We start from the raw sequence: 17,157 nt of genomic DNA, 5'->3' as shown, positions 1-17,157 counted from the left end.
ATCTGCAGGAAGACAATAATATGGATTATCACCTGGATTTAAACTGGCCCGACTTTATTGCACGCTACTGGCAAAAACGCCCCGTGGTGCTGAAGCGCGGCTTTAAAAACTTCATCGACCCTATTTCACCGGATGAGCTTGCCGGTCTTGCCATGGAAAACGAGGTGGACAGCCGCCTCGTCAGCCATCAGGGCGGTAAATGGCAGGTCAGCCACGGCCCGTTCCAGAGCTACGATCACCTCGGCGAAAATAACTGGTCACTGCTGGTGCAGGCCGTGAACAACTGGCATGAACCTTCCAGCGCCCTGATGCGCCCCTTCCGCGCCCTGCCCGACTGGCGCATTGACGACCTGATGATCTCCTTCTCAGTGCCAGGCGGCGGCGTTGGCCCGCACCTTGACCAGTACGACGTGTTTATTATTCAGGGCGTGGGCCGCCGCCGCTGGCGCGTGGGCGAAAAAGTTGCCATGAAGCAGCATTGCCCACACCCGGACCTGCTCCAGGTTGAGCCGTTCGACGCCATCATCGACGAAGAGATGGAGCCGGGCGACATTCTGTATATTCCGCCAGGCTTCCCGCACGAAGGCTACTCGCTGGAAAACGCGCTGAACTACTCCGTGGGATTCCGCGCGCCAAGCGGCCGCGAGCTTATCAGCGGCTTTGCCGACTACGTGCTGCAACGTGAGCTGGGCGGGTTACGTTATACCGACCCGGACGTGCCTGAGCGCCAGCACCCGGCGGATATTCTGCCGCAGGAAATCGACAAGCTGCGCGAGATGATGCTGGACATCGTTAACCAGCCGGAGACCTTCCATAGCTGGTTTGGCGAGTTTATTACCCAGTCCCGCCACGAGCTGGACGTTGCGCCGCCGGAACCACCTTATCAGCCGGATGAGATTTACGACGCGCTGCAACAGGGCGACACGCTGGTACGCCTGGGTGGCCTGCGCGTGCTGCGCGTGGCCGGTGAGGTGTACGTGAACGGCGAGAAGCTCGACAGCCCGCACCGCCCGGCGGTAGAAGCGCTGGCCAGCCATATCAAGCTGGACGCAGAGAAGTTTGGTGACGCGCTGGAAGATCCTTCCTTCCTGGCCACGTTGGCCGCGCTGGTGAACAGCGGTTACTGGTTCTTCGAAGACTAAAGCCCTGCCCCGCCTTCGCCGTTTTTGTTACGGCGAAGGCGGGATATTCCTGCCAACAGCGTGACTCACTCAAGCCGCATCCAGCCGCCAGCCCCGTAACAGCTGCACATTCACGCTTTGCCTCACCGCCAGCGGCGCAGAATGAAACGCGCTCACCGCCTGGCCGTCCTGCAGCCGTAGTTCCAGCAGATACCGCTCTCCCTGATAAATACAGCTTTCGACGCTGGCACTCAACCCGCTATCCACGACCTGAACATGCTCCGGGCGAATCAGCACCGGCACGGTTTTATCGCGCCCCGGTTGATCCAGGCCGCCATGCAAGGCTGCGAGATCCAGGTTCTGCGCGCCCGGCGATACGGCGAGGGACAGCACGCTGCCCTGGCCGATAAACCCAGCCACCCAGCTATTCTGTGGCTGCTGATAAAGCTGCTGCGGCGAGCCCCACTGCATCAGCTCGCCCTCGTGCATCACGGCAATATGGCTGGCCAGCGCCATCGCCTCGGCCTGATCGTGCGTGACGTAGACAAAAGTCGCCCCCGTGCGGCGATGAAATTCGCGGAAAGTCTGCTCCATCGTGGCGCGAAGATGGCGGTCAAGGTTCGCCAGCGGCTCATCGAGCAGAACCACTCGCGGCTCCGAGACCAGACAGCGCGCCAGCGCTACCCGCTGCCGCTGCCCGCCGCTAAGCTCCTGGGGCGAGCGCCCGACATAGGCCCCAAGCTCCACGACTTCCAACGCCTCCATCACCCGCTTCTGACGCTCGGCGCCGTTAATCTTACGCAACTTCAGCGGGTAGCCGACGTTTTCACCCACGGTCATATGCGGCCACAGGGCGTAGGACTGAAACACCATGCCCATATCACGCTGTTCCGGCGGAACGTGGGTGCCGCTGTCGGCCAGCAGCTTATCGCCCAGCCACAGGCGACCGCCGCTCAAGGACTCCAGCCCGGCCACAATCCGCAGCGTGGTGGTTTTGCCGCAGCCGCTCGGCCCCAGCAAGGCGGTAAACGCTCCTGAAGGGATCGTCAGACTGAGATCCTTCACCACGGCCTGCTCGCCAAAAACTTTACTGAGCTTATCCAGCCTTAGCTCTGCCATGGAATGACTCCTTTCGGTAAATAACGGCCCAGCGCGCCGAGTAACAGCATCACCACGGCAACCAGGCCCACCACCAGCACGGAAATCGCCGAGGCCATGACTTTGTCGCCGCTTTCGTCGAGGTTAAAAATCACCACGCCGAGGGTTTCTTTCCCGGCGCTCCAGAGCAGCGCGGAAACAGTCAGCTCGTTCACCGCCGTGAGAAACACCAGCAGCGCACCGGCAAAAGCCGCCGGGGCCAGCAGCGGCAGGACGATGTGGCGTAACCGTTGGGAGGCGTCGGCTCCCGCCAGGCTTGCGGCCTCCTCCATCGCCGGATCCAGCTGCAGCATGCTGGTGTGAACCGGCTTCAGGCAGACGGTAAGAAACCGGGCCAGATAGGCGAAGAAGATAATCGTCAGCGTGCCGCTGAGGCTGACGTTTAGCAGCGGCAGCGGGCGCGCAAACAGCAGAATGCAGGCGATGGCCAGCACCACGCCGGGCAACGTGTAGGGAATATCAATCAGGCTGTGCAGCCAGCGCAGCGGCCGACTGGGGCGGCGCACCAGCAGCCAGGCCAGCGGCAGGCTCAGCGTCATCAGCAGCGCGGCGGCCCCGACTGACAGCAGCATACTGTTGGTCAGCGCCCGCCAGGTGGCACTTTGTTCATCAAAAATGGCGCGCCAGGCGGCAAAGGTCAGCGTATCACCGTTGAGCGGCACGCCCAGGGTTGGCACCAGCGAGGTAGAAATCAGCGCCAGCAGCGGAGCCACCAGCATCCCGAACAGCACGATTGCCAGCAGGATCTCCACCGCCAGCCGCCCTTTGCCTGCTGCAAAACTTGCCGCTCGCCCTGCCATGCCGATCAGCGGCAGAGCGTAACGCCGCTGCATAATTCCCTGCAGCGTGACAATGGCGACGGCCAGCACACCCATCAGCACCGAGAGCGAGGCCACCTCGTTCAGCATCGACGGACCAAAGCTGGAGAGCGTCTGGTAGATGTAAACCGGCAGCACGAAATAGGATATGGGGATGCCGAGCATTGCCGGGATGCCGAAGTTGCCGAGGGCGGAGACAAAGGCCAGCGCCGCTCCGGCCCACAGCGCCGGTCGGCACAGCGGCAGAATAATGTCGATGAAAACTCGCCCAAGAGAAGCGCCGTTCAGCCTCGCCGCCTCAATCTGTTCCTGCGGCAGGCTTTGCAGCTGCGTGCGCAGGGTGAGAAACACCAGCGGCGCATGCTGGATGCCCAGCAGGAACGCTATTCCCTCGGCGGAATAAAGCGGGTTGCTACTGCCAAACCCTGGCGCCAGACCCAGGCTGTTGAGCAAAACGCTGCCGGGGCCGAATAGCTGCAGCCAGCTCAGGGCCGTGACCTGCGGCGGGATCATCATCGGCAGCATAAAGAGAAACGCCCAGGCCTGGCGGCCACGGATGTTCATCAGCCCAAGGCAAAAGGCAAACAGGCTACCCAGCAGGAGGGACAGCAGCGCCCCCAGTCCGCTGGTGTACAGGCTGTTCCATAGTGCGACCCAGGTGTTCGGATTGCTGAGCACGCGCCCCAGGCTGCTGCTGCTGCCCAGCCGCCAGTCCACCAGCGCGGAGATCAGCAGTTGCAGGCTGGGGAGCAGGCTTAATAGCGCAATGACGACAATAAGCAGACGCAGCAGCCCTTTCATCAGGCTGCCGTCGTCGGGGCGGGACAATGCCGGGCTGAACATCAATCAGCGGCTACCGAACAGGTCGGCAAACCGCTTTTTGTTCGCTTCGGTGTCCGCGAGCGCTTTGGCGGCATCAAACGGCATGATTTTGATGCTGTCGCGCGGCGGGAAGCCCTGCGGCACCGGCAGGCTCGCATCGGCAGGCAGATAGCCCTGTTTCAGCACCAGCTCCTGCCCGACCTTAGAGAGTACGAAGTCGATAAACGCTTTCGCCGCTTCGGGATTTTTAGCGCCCTTCATCATCGCCACCGGCTCGGTGACAATGCTTACGCCTTCGGTCGGGAAGGCAAATTCAATCGGCGCGCCTTTGGCTTTTTCACGGATCGCCATGTAATCGACCAGTACGCCGTAGGCTTTGCTGCCGGAGGCAATGGCGTTCATCACCGCGCCATTGCCGCTCTGCGGCATCGCCCCGTTGGCCTTAAGCTTTTCGTAGTATTGCCAGCCCAGCGTCGGGGCACCCATAACTGCAGCCTGATGGATCTGCGCCGCGCCGGAATACAGCGGGCTTGGCAGCGTGGTCATGTTTTTCAGCTCGGGTTTGAGCAAATCGAGCCACGAGGTGGGCTTAACCGGGGCTTTGCTGTGGTACGCAATGCCGGTGGTGATCAACTTGGTGCCGTAGTAATAGCCGTCTTTGTCATACAGTTGGGCATCGAAGCGCGCGGCTTCCGGCGATTTGTAGGCCGCCAGCAGGTTCTGCTGCTTGAGGGATTCCATCGTCACGCTGTCGGCAATCAGCAGCACGTCCGGCACTGCGCCCCCGGCCGCCATCTCCGCCTGCAAACGGGCGGTCAGCTTGCTGGTGCCGTCGCGGATCCATTTCACTTCAATGTCCGGGTTCGCTTTTTCGAATGCGCTGACGGTGGTCTGCGCGTCTTCGTTTGGCTGGCTGGTGTACAGCGTTAAGGTGGATTTTGCCAGAGCAGAAGTGCTTATTACCGCCAGCATCATCGTCAACAACACATGTTTTTTCATCATATTATGTCCATTTTTTCCGTTGCGACGATTAAAGCAGCCGAATCTGACAAGAGTATGACCAGATCCTGGCGAGCAGATCTTTCAGACTAGCAGGATAAGTAACCCCTCTGGCCCGCCGAAGATAAAAAATGGCAATCCGATCGCCGCCTGACCATACTTGGGAGATATTAATAGGGACATTGAGCGCCATCCCATGAGCAAAACTTTGCATACTTTCCTCCTGACCTGCCTGTTATTTCTCGGCCTGTTTCTGAACGCTGCAAGCCCCCTTGCCGCGCAAACCGAAGGCCAGGAACCCAGCCTGAAAGAGATTGCCGGGCAGTTAAAGCAATATAAGACGCAAATAGACAACATTAAGCAGCAGGTTTCCCAGACCAATGCCGACAGCCGGCTGATCAAGCTGTTCGACACCACGCAAAAGCTAGGCGTGGAGGTGGATAACCTGGCCGCCCTGCTGCAGCCGATGCATGAGAAAGTTCAGGCTCAGCTGCAGGTGTTGGGGCCAGCCCCGGAATCAGGGGCGGGAAATGAAACCGCCAGCGTGTCCCAGCAGCGCAACGCGCTGAACAGTGACAAAAAGCAGATTGATGAGGCCATCAGTACCTCGCAAAGCCTGCAAACCAATATCCGCGCGCTGGGTATACAGATTAACGATCTCCGCCGCACCTATTTTAAATCCCAGTTGGCGTCAAACAGCGGGAGCATGTTGAGCGCCACCTTCTGGCTGCAGGAAGCCGACACACAGGCCGTGGATATCCAGCGCTTCAATGCCTTTGGCGATCGGCTGCTGGAAACCTGGCAGGCGGCCTGGGAACCCGAGTGGTTCTGGGGCACCTTCTGGCTGTTCGTGGCCGCAGCCGCGATTGCGTTTTCCGGCTGCTATCTGGTTGAGCGCCTGCTGGTCTGGATCAACATCACCTGGTTGCCGGATGGCCGCCTGCGCCGCAGCTTCAATACGCTGGCCAGCACGTTAGTGACCATGTTTACCATTGTGCTGGCACTTTCCCTTGTAAAAAGTGCCTTTTCGCGGGTGGCGGAGTTCTCTCCTCAGGTGAGCGATTTTGTCGACGGCTTTGTGCAGTTGGCCGTGTTCTGCTCATTGATTTATGGCGCTGGCCGGGCGTTTCTTTCCCTGAACCGCCCTTCATGGCGGCTGGTGCAGCTCGATGACAGCGTGGCGGAAAGCGTGCGTTACTTCCCGCCGCTGCTGGCGATTCTCGGCCTGCTCATTGGCTGCCTCGACCTGATTAATAATACGATTGGCGCCAGCCTCGGCACCACGATCCGCGCCAACGGGCTGATTTCTGCCGTTATGGCCAGCGTGCTGCTTGCCATGATGCTGCGCGTCCAGCACGCCCACCGGCGGCTGGAAAGAAATGGCGAACCCGCCGAGAAGCGCTCCCGGCTCGACGCTTTAGTCTGCCTGCTGGTCATGCTCGCCTCGCTGGCGATTCTGGCTTCGCTGCTGGTCGGCTACATCGCTTTCGCCCGCTACCTGACTTACCAGGTCATCTGGTTCGGCATGGTGCTGGTGGCGTTTTTTTATCTGGTGACCTTCGCCACCGACTTTTTCGCCGCCGTGTTTTCACCACACACCACCACCGGCCAGGCGATGAAAAAGTCGCTGCGGTTTAAAGACCGGCACCTTGAGCAGCTGGCGGTGGTATTTACCGCCTTCACCAAATGCGCGCTGATACTCATGACCATCATCGCGCTGTTTAACGGTACCTTCGGCACCACCACGCCGAGCCTGTTGATCAGCAAGCTGGTGGCGATTTTAAGCGGCGACGGGCTGAAGCAGCTGCACATCGTGCCAGGCAATTTACTGAACGCCGTGCTTTGCCTGGTGATTGGCCTGTACATTCTGCGCGTAACCCAGCGCTGGCTCAGCCAGGAGCTGCTGCCCAAAACCATTACCGATATCGGCATTCGCGCCTCGCTGATTACGCTGTTTACCAACGTCGGCTACGTGCTGCTGATCCTCATCACCCTGGCCGCGCTGGGCATTCAGTGGAACAATCTGGCCTGGATTGTCAGCGCCCTGTCGGTGGGGATCGGCTTTGGCCTGCAGGAGATTGTGAAGAACTTTATCTCCGGCCTGATCCTGCTGACCGAACGCCCGGTCAAGGTCGGCGATATGATCGGCATCGGCGGCATTGAGGGCGATGTGCGGCGGATCAACGTGCGCGCCACGGAGATCCAGCTCAGCGACCGCTCGACGATGATCGTCCCCAACTCGCAGCTGATTTCCCAGAACGTGCGTAACGCTACCATGGGCAACGCGCAGGGGGTGGTCACCATCGCCCTGACCTTCCCGACCAATATTGACCCGGAGCTGGTGCGCGATTTGCTGCTCAGCGCCTACCAGGACTATGAGGTGATCCTCCCGACGCCTGCGCCGTATGTGCGCTTCAGCCAACTGGGGCCAGAAGGCATTATCCTGAGCGTAACCGGCTACGTCGCCAGCCCGCGGATGGTCGGCTCCAGCAAAAGCGAACTGCTGTTTAATATCCTCAAGCTGCTGCGCAAAAATGAGGTAAATCTGTCCAGCCCGCAGGAAGTTGTTTTTATGAAGCAGCGGGCGAAAGCTTTGGACGATGACGATGAGTTTTCGTCTTAGGTTGAGCCGGGTTTTCGGGGCGGCTTAACACTTTACTGCCGCCGCGTTGAATACTGATGTCTTAGTCCTTAACATCCACATGGATTGTGGATTTATAAGGATATAAATACATGCTGGCGATTAAATGGCTCTACCGGCTTTTAACGCTCGTTCTGCTGATGGTTGTGATTGGCTATGTCTGGATGAACTTCAGCCCCTCAAACCCGATCTATCCCCTGAAACGGACATATCAGGTCAGCCACAACACCTGGCTTTATATGACGGAACAAAACAGCGGCGGTGCAACCGTCCCTGTCGCCTGGCGCTACTACCTGAGCACTCAATTAAGTGGCGACGACAGCGATATTGCCCGCCAGTTAAGTACTGTGACACCGCTCATAGTCGGCTATGGCACCATTACCAATATTCAGGTGGATGATAAAAACCTTATTTCTGCCACCTACAGCGGGAAAGTGCTGTCGATATCTGACGATGCGACGCAGGTTAGCTTCAAGATACAGCCACACTAAAACTGACTTTCCCTGCCCGCCTTCGCCGTGCTTTGTCACAGCGAAGGCGTGACGCAGTTTATTTAGTGCAGACCCTGCACCAGTTCGCCGTTAGTCCACGCCAGCCCTTTCTTCGTGCGCACGAAGCGCGGCGCGGTTAAATTCTCTTCCAGCAGGCTGAACAGCTGACTGAGAAGATCCGTCATCTGCACCTGTTGAGCCTGCCCCAGCTGCTGACCCAGCAGCACCTGGGTTACGGCACAGCAATATTCGCAGAGCACATCGGAATCGGCCTCCGACACGGTGCAGGGTGCCGCCGCTTGCCCCTCTTCCACCGTTAACTGCTCAATCAAGTGTTGCGGCAGCGGATGCGTTAAGACCACTCTCAGTACGTTAAACCCCGCCAGCAAACGCCCCACCAGCGCGATATATTCCGCATGGCTATGTCTTTCGGCTAATTCATCCATCCAGCCGCGGCAAATATGCAGCACATGAAATAAGTCGTCCTTTGCGCCCAGCGGCATTTTTAATAAGGCTGCGATGTCCTCAGCAATAATCGTTTGATCCTTCATCATTTCCGCGTGCGTGAATGTGTTACTATCGGCGTTAGCCATGATGTGACTCCTGGTTAGTTACTTTGTGGTTAGCCCTCGTCTGGTGTTGGCGCACCTTTCGGGGGCGAATTTTTTCTTCGGTTGCCTTTTATTGCTTCTTGGTTATTATCCTCTGTTTTTTGTACTGGATAAGTCAACAGTAGTTTGGTTTAAAATTATTGGAAACTGAAAAAATTCGAGGGGGATCGCGGAAATGTGATAACTGGAAACTTACGTTTCATTGAGAAATAATTTTCACTTTCATAACTCTTTTTTGGTGATATTTAATTTCTCTTTTTTTGATACGGAGGTTTTCTCTAAGAAATAATCAAACATCATCATTACTCCTCTTATAATTTCATATAATGATTTTCTTAGCCTGTCGACAATCTATCAATTAATATTACCTGACTCTACAAATTAAAAGCTGTCAAGAAAGCAAGTCACCTGAAACCTCAGGTTGCTAAAATTAGTAGAGAGCTTAAATTTAAGGATAGACATTATCCAATTGTATGAAATCAACCCACTCTGCCATCAAGTGATTTTGTTATTTTCATTAACTTAAAAAGAAGCTTGATTTTTCCTTGGAAATCGTCAAAATGCATACCTGAGTTAACCAATATGTTTGCATTGCAATCAGTTTGATTTATTATCTAATGATAAGTGTCTTATAAATCACATGATTTCAAATGGGTGGTAGTTGTGAACTTTCCTCTTATTTTTTCAATACAACTGGCAATTATTTTTTTCCTGATTATTGTTCTTCTTTTAGAAAAAATGATACATAGATCTAAGAAAAATATGTTCTTACACAAAATTAAAAAACTTATTATCATGCCCGGAGTCATTGTTTTTGTTTTTTCAATATTAACCATAATTACTTACAAGATTAGATGATATGAAAATAGAAATTGATGGTAAAGAGTTAGTAAAATCATGTTCACTAACTATGAAACCAAATGGCAAGCTAGTATTTGATTTTGGTGATGGTGCTAAAATATCACTGGTTTTTTATACGGAACCTTCAAAGAATAATGGTAATAGAGTTGCAGAGTCTATTGTCGATGCTGACGGGCAGGGAATGACGGTACACTGCTATAACTTTAAAGTCTATTCCCCTATGCAGGAAGGCTTATCATCTGAGCCTCAATTTGTATTTACTAAGGATGGTAAAAAATATTATTTGAATTTCAGGACCAGTCTTTTTAATTTGGACTCTAGAGTGATTAACATTAATTTCATGAAGGATAAATAATGCCTGAGTTCAACACAACACCAGCAAATGGAGTAAGTGCGGGAATTTCAGCAACTTATAATGCAAACTCTCAATTTGCTGTAATCAATAGTAATATAGAAAAATATTCGGATAAGATTGGTACTGGAGACGACGCTAAAAGTAGTGTTGTTTGGTTTGTTATAACATTCACCTTAACATTATACGCATGCCTAATAGCAGTACTTATAATTGTTGATATATTCAATAATAAGGGCGTTAACATTCTGGATAACATAAAGGAATCATGGGCTATATTCACACCTATTATAACACTGTCATTAGGTTATATGTTTGGAAGGGTTGAAGTATCTCATAATGCTCACAAAGAAAGTATAAACGCTAATAAGTGAGCGATAAGTTGCATTTTTTGTTAAATAAAAATGATATTTTACTAATAAGAAACCATCATTAGCACTGATGGTTTCTTATGAAAATGAAATTTATTATTAAAGAAACAACGAAATTCCTTAAGACAGACACCCCAATTTTATATTAATAAGAAAACATTATTTTAATACACGCTGCTAATATGTTGAATACCATCTTTTAAAAATATCATAATAATAAATCATCCTAATGCAGGCATTTTCAAAAGTAATAACCCCATCATTCCTGCTAATTCTTTAGCTCATATAAAAATCATATTTCACTATTAGTCAAAGGAAATAAACTTAGATCTAAATAACGCACGAAAAACACAAAATCATTCTTATCTTCTCCAAAAAAGTGACACATCCCAATATGCAATGCATCACATTATTCACTAATTACAGATAATTCACTCCCTGCTTTATTGTACCATCATCATCCAACGCAAAATTAACCCTATACTTAACATCATTCATTTTATAGAGTAGGTTATAGATTACATCCTTCTTAAGCGTCAGATTAAAACAATGATCCGGGTATTTTTTTTGAACATAGTTTTCAAAAAACAAAGGATGCTGGTAGTTATCTTCTGATGAACTTAAAATATAATAAGTAATAACATCGTCTCTTTTGGAGTTAACACAGACATAGTCTTTGTTTTTTTGGAAAATACTCCCGGCATGTCTGAAATCAAGTCGGTCACCAACACATCCAGAGACCATCAACATCAATAGAATAAATATATATTTCATAATGGAAAACTCCCAAGCACTCGCTTGTATTTCAGGCTTAGGTTTCTATCGCTTTCAACTGGGGAATAATATTTATATTTGATGCTTTCAGTATATTTATAAAAACCATGGTTCAATAACAGCCAGTAATCACTGACTATCGCGGCCTGTTGCTCCATACCATAGTCGGATAACTTTTTACCATTAAGATCATAGTAATAATCAACCGCCCAGGAAAATAGGCCCCTGGTTCTGACCATCATACCTCGCTGATGCTGCCACACGTGCACCATTTCATGTAAGAAGAGATGCTGTGAATCGACCGTGGCAGTGGAGTAATCATCCCGATAGACTTTAGTTTCAAACCATATTTCGCCGTTAGGCGTCATGGCTGTATTGTTATCCTGAATATTGAAAGGAAGATAACTCCCGTGATGAATCCATACTTGATGGTAACGAATTGATGATGCAAAAATCTTTTGTGCGAGAGCAATCTCGCCGGTTGTTAGCAGTCTTAAACCGCCTCTTTTCAACATAAAATCATCCTTTATTTATATGTAATTTATCGTCCTGGTTCTAATATGCCTTTAACATTCACATAGAGAATATTGGTTGAGAACACATTCCTCCTGTAGATATGAAAACATAGGTAAAAGAAAAGAGGCTCTCGCCTCCTTCCCTTTCAGTTAACTAAAGCTAAGCGCCCATCAACCCTTCTTCGCCGTCAGCTCAGCAATACGCACAATCACCGCCACCGCCTTCTCCATCCCTTCCAGGGTCACGAACTCGTGCTTGCCGTGGTAGTTATAGCCGCCGGTGAACAGGTTCGGGCACGGCAGGCCTTTGAAGGAGAGCTGGGCGCCGTCGGTGCCGCCGCGGATCGGCTTCATGATGGGCTCGATGTCGCAGTCGCGCATCGCCTGCTGGGCGACTTCGACAATATAAGGATGCTCGGCCACCTTCTCGCGCATGTTGTAATAGCTGTCTTCTATGACCAGCTCGATATAGCAGTCCGGGTGCAGGCCTTTGCCGACCTTTTGGGCGATATCCATCATCCGGCGCTTGCGGGCTTCGAACTGCTCGCGGTCGAAGTCGCGGATGATGTAGTGCATCTCGGCGCGGTCGACGGAGCCTTTCATGGTGTTCAGGTGGTAGAAGCCCTCGTAGCCTTCGGTGCATTCCGGGCTTTCGTCCGCCGGGACTTCGGCGTGGATGCGCGCCGCCAGCGACAGGGCGTTGACCATCACGCCTTTGGCGGTGCCGGGGTGCACGTTGTTGCCGACGATTTTGATGGTCACCGAAGCGGCGTTGAAGTTCTCGCTTTCCAACTCGCCCACGCCGCCGCCGTCTACGGTGTAGGCCCATTCGGCGTTAAAGGCTTCGACGTCGAAGAAGTGCGCGCCCTTCCCGACTTCCTCGTCCGGGGTGAAAGCCACGCGGATATCGCCGTGCGGCACATTTTTGCCTTTTAATACCGCCAGGGCGGTCATGATTTCCGCCACGCCCGCTTTGTCGTCCGCGCCCAGCAGGGTTTTGCCGTCGGTGGTGATCAGCGTCTGGCCCATCAGTTGGTGCAGCACCGGGAACATCACCGGGGAAAGAATTTCATCGCCAATACCGAGTGCAATGTCGCCGCCGCGGTAGTTCTCGACGATCTGCGGATTCACGTTTTTGCCGGTGAAGTCCGGCGCCGTGTCAACGTGGGAGATAAAACCAATGGCCGGGACAGCGTGCCCGACGTTCGACGGCAGCGTGCCCATCACCGTGCCGTGGTCGCTGAGCGTGACGTCCACCAGCCCCAACTGCTCCAGCTGCTCTTTTAACAGGCGCAGGAGCTTCCATTGCCCTTCGGTGCTCGGCACCTGCTTAACGCCGGGCTTGGATTGTGTATCCAGAGAGACATACTGCAAAAAGCGCTCAAGTAATTTATCCATTTAGCCACCCTCGTTTTTAGTGACATCAATTATCAATAAGCCGCATCAGGCAAATATTGCGTCAGGTCACTTTTAGTCGGTTACGGAAAAAAATAGTTTTCCCGGAACGTGACAAAGCCTCCGTTAAACTTACCCTTAACCGTAGACGATAACGGCCAGGCTTTGTGGCCATCGGGATTGGCGATCCCCTCGCTTTGCCGTAGAATGCCAGCCCTTACTCAACGTGCCAAAACCCAAGGTGGTTAATCACAAACCCCGTATCCTTCGCTCCGGATACGTCATTTATGGGACAGCGTAAAAAATTGAAAAAACAGCCTCGTTCGCACTCCATGCTGGTCAACCTGGCGGGAGTCGCCAAGCGCTTTGATGGTAAATCTGTAATTTCTGACTTCTCTCTCACCATTAATCATGGTGAATTCCTGACGCTGCTCGGCCCTTCAGGCTGCGGCAAAACCACCGTACTGCGCCTTATCGCCGGGCTGGAAACCGTCGATGCCGGGCAAATCACGCTCGATAATCAGGACATCACCCATGTCCCTGCCGAGCACCGCCACGTCAATACCGTGTTCCAAAGCTACGCCCTGTTTCCGCACATGACGGTGTTTGAAAACGTCGCCTTTGGCCTGCGGATGCAGAAAACGCCGGCGGCGGAAATCACCCCGCGCGTGACCGAAGCGCTGAAAATGGTGCAGCTGGAAGAGTTTGCCCAGCGCAAGCCGAGCCAGCTTTCCGGCGGCCAGCAGCAGCGCGTGGCTATCGCCCGTGCGGTGGTGAACAAGCCGCGCCTGCTGCTGCTCGACGAGTCGCTGTCGGCGCTGGACTACAAGCTGCGCAAGCAGATGCAGAACGAGCTGAAAGCCCTGCAGCGCAAGCTCGGCATTACGTTTGTGTTCGTCACGCACGATCAGGAAGAAGCCCTCACCATGTCCGACCGCATCGTGGTGATGCGCGACGGCAGGATTGAGCAGGACGGCACGCCGCGAGAAATTTACGAAGAGCCAAAGAACCTGTTTGTGGCGAGCTTTATCGGCGAGATCAACATCTTCGACGCGACGGTTATCGAGCGCATCGACGAGCAGCGCGTGCTGGCCAACGTCGAAGGCCGCGAGTGCCATATCTTCGTTAGCAAGCCGGTTACCGCCGGGCAAAACCTGAAGGTGCTGCTGCGCCCGGAAGATTTGCGCGTGGAAGAGGTAAACGACGCCAGAGAAGTGGACGGGCTGATTGGCTACGTGCGCGAACGCAACTATAAAGGCATGACGTTGGAGTCCACCGTCGAGCTGGAAAACGGCAAGATGGTGATGGTCAGCGAGTTCTTTAACGAAGATGACCCGGACGTCGATCACTCGCTGGATCAGAAAATGGCGGTGACCTGGGTAGAAAGCTGGGAGGTTGTGCTGGCAGATGAAGAGCTCGCGTAAATTCCAGAATGTGGTAATTGCCACCGTGGTGGGCTGGCTGCTGCTGTTTGTCTTCCTGCCCAACCTGATGATCATTGTCACCAGCTTCCTGACTCGCGATAACGACAACTTCGTGAGCCTGGTGTTTACGCTGGATAACTACACCCGGCTGGCCGACCCGCTGTACGCCCAGGTGCTGCTGCACTCGCTGAACATGGCGGCGATAGCCACGCTGGCCTGCCTGGTGCTCGGCTACCCTTTCGCCTGGTTTCTGGCGCGGCTACCGGCAAAGGTGCGCCCGCTGCTGCTGTTCCTGCTGATTGTGCCGTTCTGGACCAACTCGCTGATCCGCATTTACGGGCTGAAGATTTTCCTCAGCACCAAGGGCTATCTCAACGAGTTCCTGCTCTGGCTGGGGGTTATCGACACGCCGATCCGCATCATGTTCACCCCGAGCGCGGTGATCATTGGCCTGGTGTATATCCTGCTGCCGTTTATGGTGATGCCGCTTTACTCCAGCATTGAGAAGCTGGACAAGCCGCTGCTTGAGGCAGCGCGGGATCTCGGGGCCAGCAAGCTGCAAACCTTTATCCGCATTATTCTGCCGCTGACCATGCCGGGGATTGTCGCCGGCTGCCTGCTGGTGATGCTGCCGGCGATGGGGCTGTTCTACGTGTCGGATTTGATGGGCGGCGCGAAGAACCTGCTGATTGGCAACGTGATTAAGAGCCAGTTCCTCAACATTCGCGACTGGCCGTTTGGCGCGGCGACGAGCATTACGCTGACGCTGGTGATGGGCCTGATGCTGCTGGTTTACTGGCGCGCGGCGCGCCTGCTGAATAAAAAGGTGGAACTGGAATGATCGGACGCCTGCTTCGCGGCGGCTTTATGTCCGCCATTTACGCTTTTTTGTATATTCCGATCATCATTCTGATCGTGAATTCGTTCAACAGCTCGCGTTTCGGTATCAACTGGCAGGGCTTTACCACCAACTGGTATAGCCTGCTGATGAACAACGACAGCCTGCTGCAGGCGGCAAAGCATTCGCTGACGATGGCGGTGTTTTCCGCCAGCGCCGCCACGCTTATCGGCTCACTTACCGCCGTGGCGCTGTACCGCTATCGCTTTCGCGGCAAGCCGTTCGTCAGCGGGATGCTGTTTGTGGTGATGATGTCCCCGGACATCGTGATGGCTATCTCGCTGCTGGTACTGTTTATGCTGCTGGGAGTTTCCCTCGGCTTCTGGTCGCTGCTGTTTTCCCACATCACCTTCTGCCTGCCGTTTGTGGTGGTCACCGTTTACTCGCGCCTGAAAGGGTTCGACGTGAAGATGCTGGAAGCGGCGCGTGACCTGGGTGCGAGCGAGCTGACCATTCTGCGCAAGATTATTCTGCCGCTGGCGATGCCTGCCGTGGCGGCGGGCTGGCTGCTAAGCTTTACCCTGTCGATGGACGATGTGGTGGTATCTTCGTTTGTCACCGGGCCGAGCTACGAGATCCTGCCGCTAAAAATTTACTCGATGGTCAAGGTCGGCGTTTCGCCGGAAGTAAACGCCCTGGCCACCATTCTGCTGTTACTTTCACTGCTGCTGGTGATCGCCAGCCAGCTAATTCTTCGCGATAAAACTCAACCTCAGGGGACGTTAAAATGAAAAAATGGCCACGCCACCTGCTTGCTGCGGGCGCTCTGGCGCTCAGCCTCGGCGCCGCGCATGCCGACGATAGCAAGACGCTTTATTTCTATAACTGGACCGAGTACGTGCCGCCGGGCCTGCTCGAGCAGTTCACCAAAGAGACCGGCATCAAGGTGATTTATTCGACCTACGAGTCGAACGAAACCATGTACGCCAAGCTCAAGACCTACAAAGACGGCGCGTACGACCTCGTGGTGCCCTCCACCTACTTTGTAGCGAAAATGCGCAAAGAAGGCATGATCCAGAAGATCGACAAGGGCCAGCTCAGCAACTTTAAAAATCTCGACCCTGACATGCTGAACAAGCCGTTCGATCCGAACAACGACTACTCCATCCCGTATATCTGGGGCGCCACGGCGATTGGCGTGAACAGCGAAGCCATCGATCCTAAGAGCATCACCAGCTGGGCCGACCTGTGGAAGCCGGAGTACAAGCAAAGCCTGCTGCTGACGGACGACGCGCGCGAAGTGTTCCAGGTGGCGCTGCGCAAGCTTGGGCTGTCCGGCAACACGACCGATCCGAAGGAGATTGAGGCCGCTTACCACGAGCTGCAAAAGCTGATGCCCAACGTGGCGGCGTTCAACTCCGACAACCCGGCCAACCCGTATATGGAAGGCGAAGTGAACCTCGGCATGGTGTGGAACGGCTCGGCGTACGTGGCCCGCCAGGCCGGGACACCGCTGGAAATAGTCTGGCCGAAAGAAGGCGGGATTTTCTGGATGGATAACCTGTCGATTCCGGCCAACGCGAAGAACGTCGACGGTGCGCTGAAGCTGATTAACTTCCTGCTGCGCCCGGACGTGGCGAAACAGGTCGCGGAAACCATCGGCTACCCGACGCCAAACCTCGCAGCCCGCAAGCTGCTGCCGAAGAACGTGGCGGAAGATAAGTCGCTGTATCCGGATGCGGCAGTGATTAAGGCCGGAGAGTGGCAGAACGACGTGGGTGACGCGAGCGCGCTGTATGAGTCTTATTATCAGAGGTTAAAGGCGGGGAGATAGGGTTTTTCCTTTTCAGGAAAGGAGCTCTATTTTTCTTTCAAAATATTCCGGAAGGGATCTTTAGCCCAGTCGTTATTCCGTTCACCCGTAAATCTGTTTTCTATACAAGTTTCCAGCACGGTGAACGTGTCC

At 53.9% G+C, this 17,157-nt stretch carries 16 protein-coding genes; 9 read left to right on the top strand and 7 right to left on the bottom strand.

The window, feature by feature from the left end:
* Positions 1 to 20: 20 nt before the first annotated feature.
* Entirely contained in the window at positions 21 to 1,142 is a 1,122-nt protein-coding gene (locus CNE01S_RS01885; protein WP_061272776.1) for a ribosomal protein uL16 3-hydroxylase, read from the top strand.
* A gap of 69 nt (positions 1,143 to 1,211) precedes the next feature.
* On the opposite strand, the gene CNE01S_RS01880 is transcribed toward CNE01S_RS01885, so the two are convergent.
* From CNE01S_RS01880 to CNE01S_RS01870, 3 genes are read right to left on the bottom strand one after another with little or no spacing between them, the layout of a single operon-like run.
* Entirely contained in the window at positions 1,212 to 2,240 is a 1,029-nt protein-coding gene (locus CNE01S_RS01880; protein ID WP_061272773.1) for an ABC transporter ATP-binding protein, read from the bottom strand.
* Positions 2,228 to 3,940 (bottom strand): ABC transporter permease, encoded by a 1,713-nt coding sequence (locus CNE01S_RS01875; RefSeq protein ID WP_061272770.1) that lies wholly within the window; start codon positions 3,938 to 3,940, stop codon positions 2,228 to 2,230. The genes CNE01S_RS01880 and CNE01S_RS01875 overlap by 13 nt, the downstream gene beginning before the upstream one ends.
* Positions 3,941 to 3,943: 3 nt before the next feature.
* Positions 3,944 to 4,921, bottom strand: a complete 978-nt coding sequence (locus CNE01S_RS01870) for an ABC transporter substrate-binding protein (RefSeq protein WP_061272767.1) — start codon at positions 4,919 to 4,921, stop codon at positions 3,944 to 3,946.
* A gap of 193 nt (positions 4,922 to 5,114) precedes the next feature.
* Between CNE01S_RS01870 and CNE01S_RS01865 the strand changes: the two genes are divergently transcribed.
* The gene (locus CNE01S_RS01865; RefSeq protein WP_061272764.1) at positions 5,115 to 7,541 is read left to right on the top strand and encodes a DUF3772 domain-containing protein; all 2,427 of its coding nucleotides are present in this window, start codon (positions 5,115 to 5,117) and stop codon (positions 7,539 to 7,541) included.
* Between the two features lie 110 nt (positions 7,542 to 7,651).
* Complete coding sequence (locus CNE01S_RS01860; protein WP_061272761.1) at positions 7,652 to 8,050, top strand: hypothetical protein; 399 nt, start codon at positions 7,652 to 7,654, stop codon at positions 8,048 to 8,050.
* A 62-nt stretch (positions 8,051 to 8,112) separates the two neighbouring features.
* On the opposite strand, the gene CNE01S_RS01855 is transcribed toward CNE01S_RS01860, so the two are convergent.
* Positions 8,113 to 8,643, bottom strand: coding sequence for a hypothetical protein (locus CNE01S_RS01855; protein WP_061272757.1), 531 nt, complete (start codon positions 8,641 to 8,643; stop codon positions 8,113 to 8,115).
* A gap of 877 nt (positions 8,644 to 9,520) precedes the next feature.
* Between CNE01S_RS01855 and CNE01S_RS01845 the strand changes: the two genes are divergently transcribed.
* Positions 9,521 to 9,877: a DUF6864 domain-containing function gene (locus CNE01S_RS01845; RefSeq protein WP_061272752.1), complete on the top strand. Its 357-nt coding sequence runs from the start codon at positions 9,521 to 9,523 to the stop codon at positions 9,875 to 9,877.
* On the top strand, positions 9,877 to 10,248 hold the full coding sequence (locus CNE01S_RS25700) for a hypothetical protein (protein ID WP_245874268.1): 372 nt from the start codon (positions 9,877 to 9,879) through the stop codon (positions 10,246 to 10,248). Before CNE01S_RS01845 ends, CNE01S_RS25700 begins: the two co-directional genes overlap by 1 nt.
* A 417-nt stretch (positions 10,249 to 10,665) precedes the next feature.
* Here the strand turns inward: CNE01S_RS25700 and CNE01S_RS01835 are convergent, their stop codons facing one another.
* The 3 genes from CNE01S_RS01835 to pepT all read right to left on the bottom strand — a co-directional run bounded on the left by CNE01S_RS01835 (position 10,666) and on the right by pepT (position 12,932).
* Positions 10,666 to 11,019, bottom strand: a complete 354-nt coding sequence (locus tag CNE01S_RS01835; RefSeq protein ID WP_061272749.1) for a putative T6SS immunity periplasmic lipoprotein — start codon at positions 11,017 to 11,019, stop codon at positions 10,666 to 10,668.
* The gene (locus tag CNE01S_RS01830; protein WP_061272745.1) at positions 11,016 to 11,534 is read right to left on the bottom strand and encodes a hypothetical protein; all 519 of its coding nucleotides are present in this window, start codon (positions 11,532 to 11,534) and stop codon (positions 11,016 to 11,018) included. Before CNE01S_RS01830 ends, CNE01S_RS01835 begins: the two co-directional genes overlap by 4 nt.
* A 171-nt stretch (positions 11,535 to 11,705) precedes the next feature.
* Positions 11,706 to 12,932, bottom strand: coding sequence for a peptidase T (gene pepT, locus CNE01S_RS01825; protein WP_061272743.1), 1,227 nt, complete (start codon positions 12,930 to 12,932; stop codon positions 11,706 to 11,708).
* Positions 12,933 to 13,216: 284 nt separating this feature from the next.
* Here pepT and potA point away from each other — a divergent pair, with 284 nt between their 5' ends.
* The 4 genes from potA to potD are packed head-to-tail and all read left to right on the top strand — an operon-like array spanning position 13,217 to position 17,025.
* Positions 13,217 to 14,353 carry a spermidine/putrescine ABC transporter ATP-binding protein PotA gene (gene potA, locus CNE01S_RS01820; protein ID WP_061272740.1) on the top strand — a complete coding sequence of 379 codons (1,137 nt, stop codon included), beginning with the start codon at positions 13,217 to 13,219 and terminating at the stop codon, positions 14,351 to 14,353.
* Positions 14,337 to 15,194: a spermidine/putrescine ABC transporter permease PotB gene (gene potB / locus CNE01S_RS01815; protein WP_061272737.1), complete on the top strand. Its 858-nt coding sequence runs from the start codon at positions 14,337 to 14,339 to the stop codon at positions 15,192 to 15,194. The genes potA and potB overlap by 17 nt, the downstream gene beginning before the upstream one ends.
* A complete protein-coding gene (potC, locus tag CNE01S_RS01810) occupies positions 15,191 to 15,982 on the top strand; it encodes a spermidine/putrescine ABC transporter permease PotC (RefSeq protein WP_045782112.1) in 792 nt (263 codons plus the stop codon). Before potB ends, potC begins: the two co-directional genes overlap by 4 nt.
* On the top strand, positions 15,979 to 17,025 hold the full coding sequence (potD, locus tag CNE01S_RS01805; RefSeq protein ID WP_061272734.1) for a spermidine/putrescine ABC transporter substrate-binding protein PotD: 1,047 nt from the start codon (positions 15,979 to 15,981) through the stop codon (positions 17,023 to 17,025). Before potC ends, potD begins: the two co-directional genes overlap by 4 nt.
* Positions 17,026 to 17,157: the final 132 nt, after the last annotated feature.

The sequence above is a fragment of the Cedecea neteri NBRC 105707 = ATCC 33855 genome (genome assembly GCF_001571265.1).
In the GTDB taxonomy this organism is placed as follows: Bacteria; Pseudomonadota; Gammaproteobacteria; order Enterobacterales; family Enterobacteriaceae; genus Cedecea; species Cedecea neteri.
Note: the sequence above shows the minus strand (reverse complement) of the source record. Positions and strands in the feature narration are given on the sequence as shown.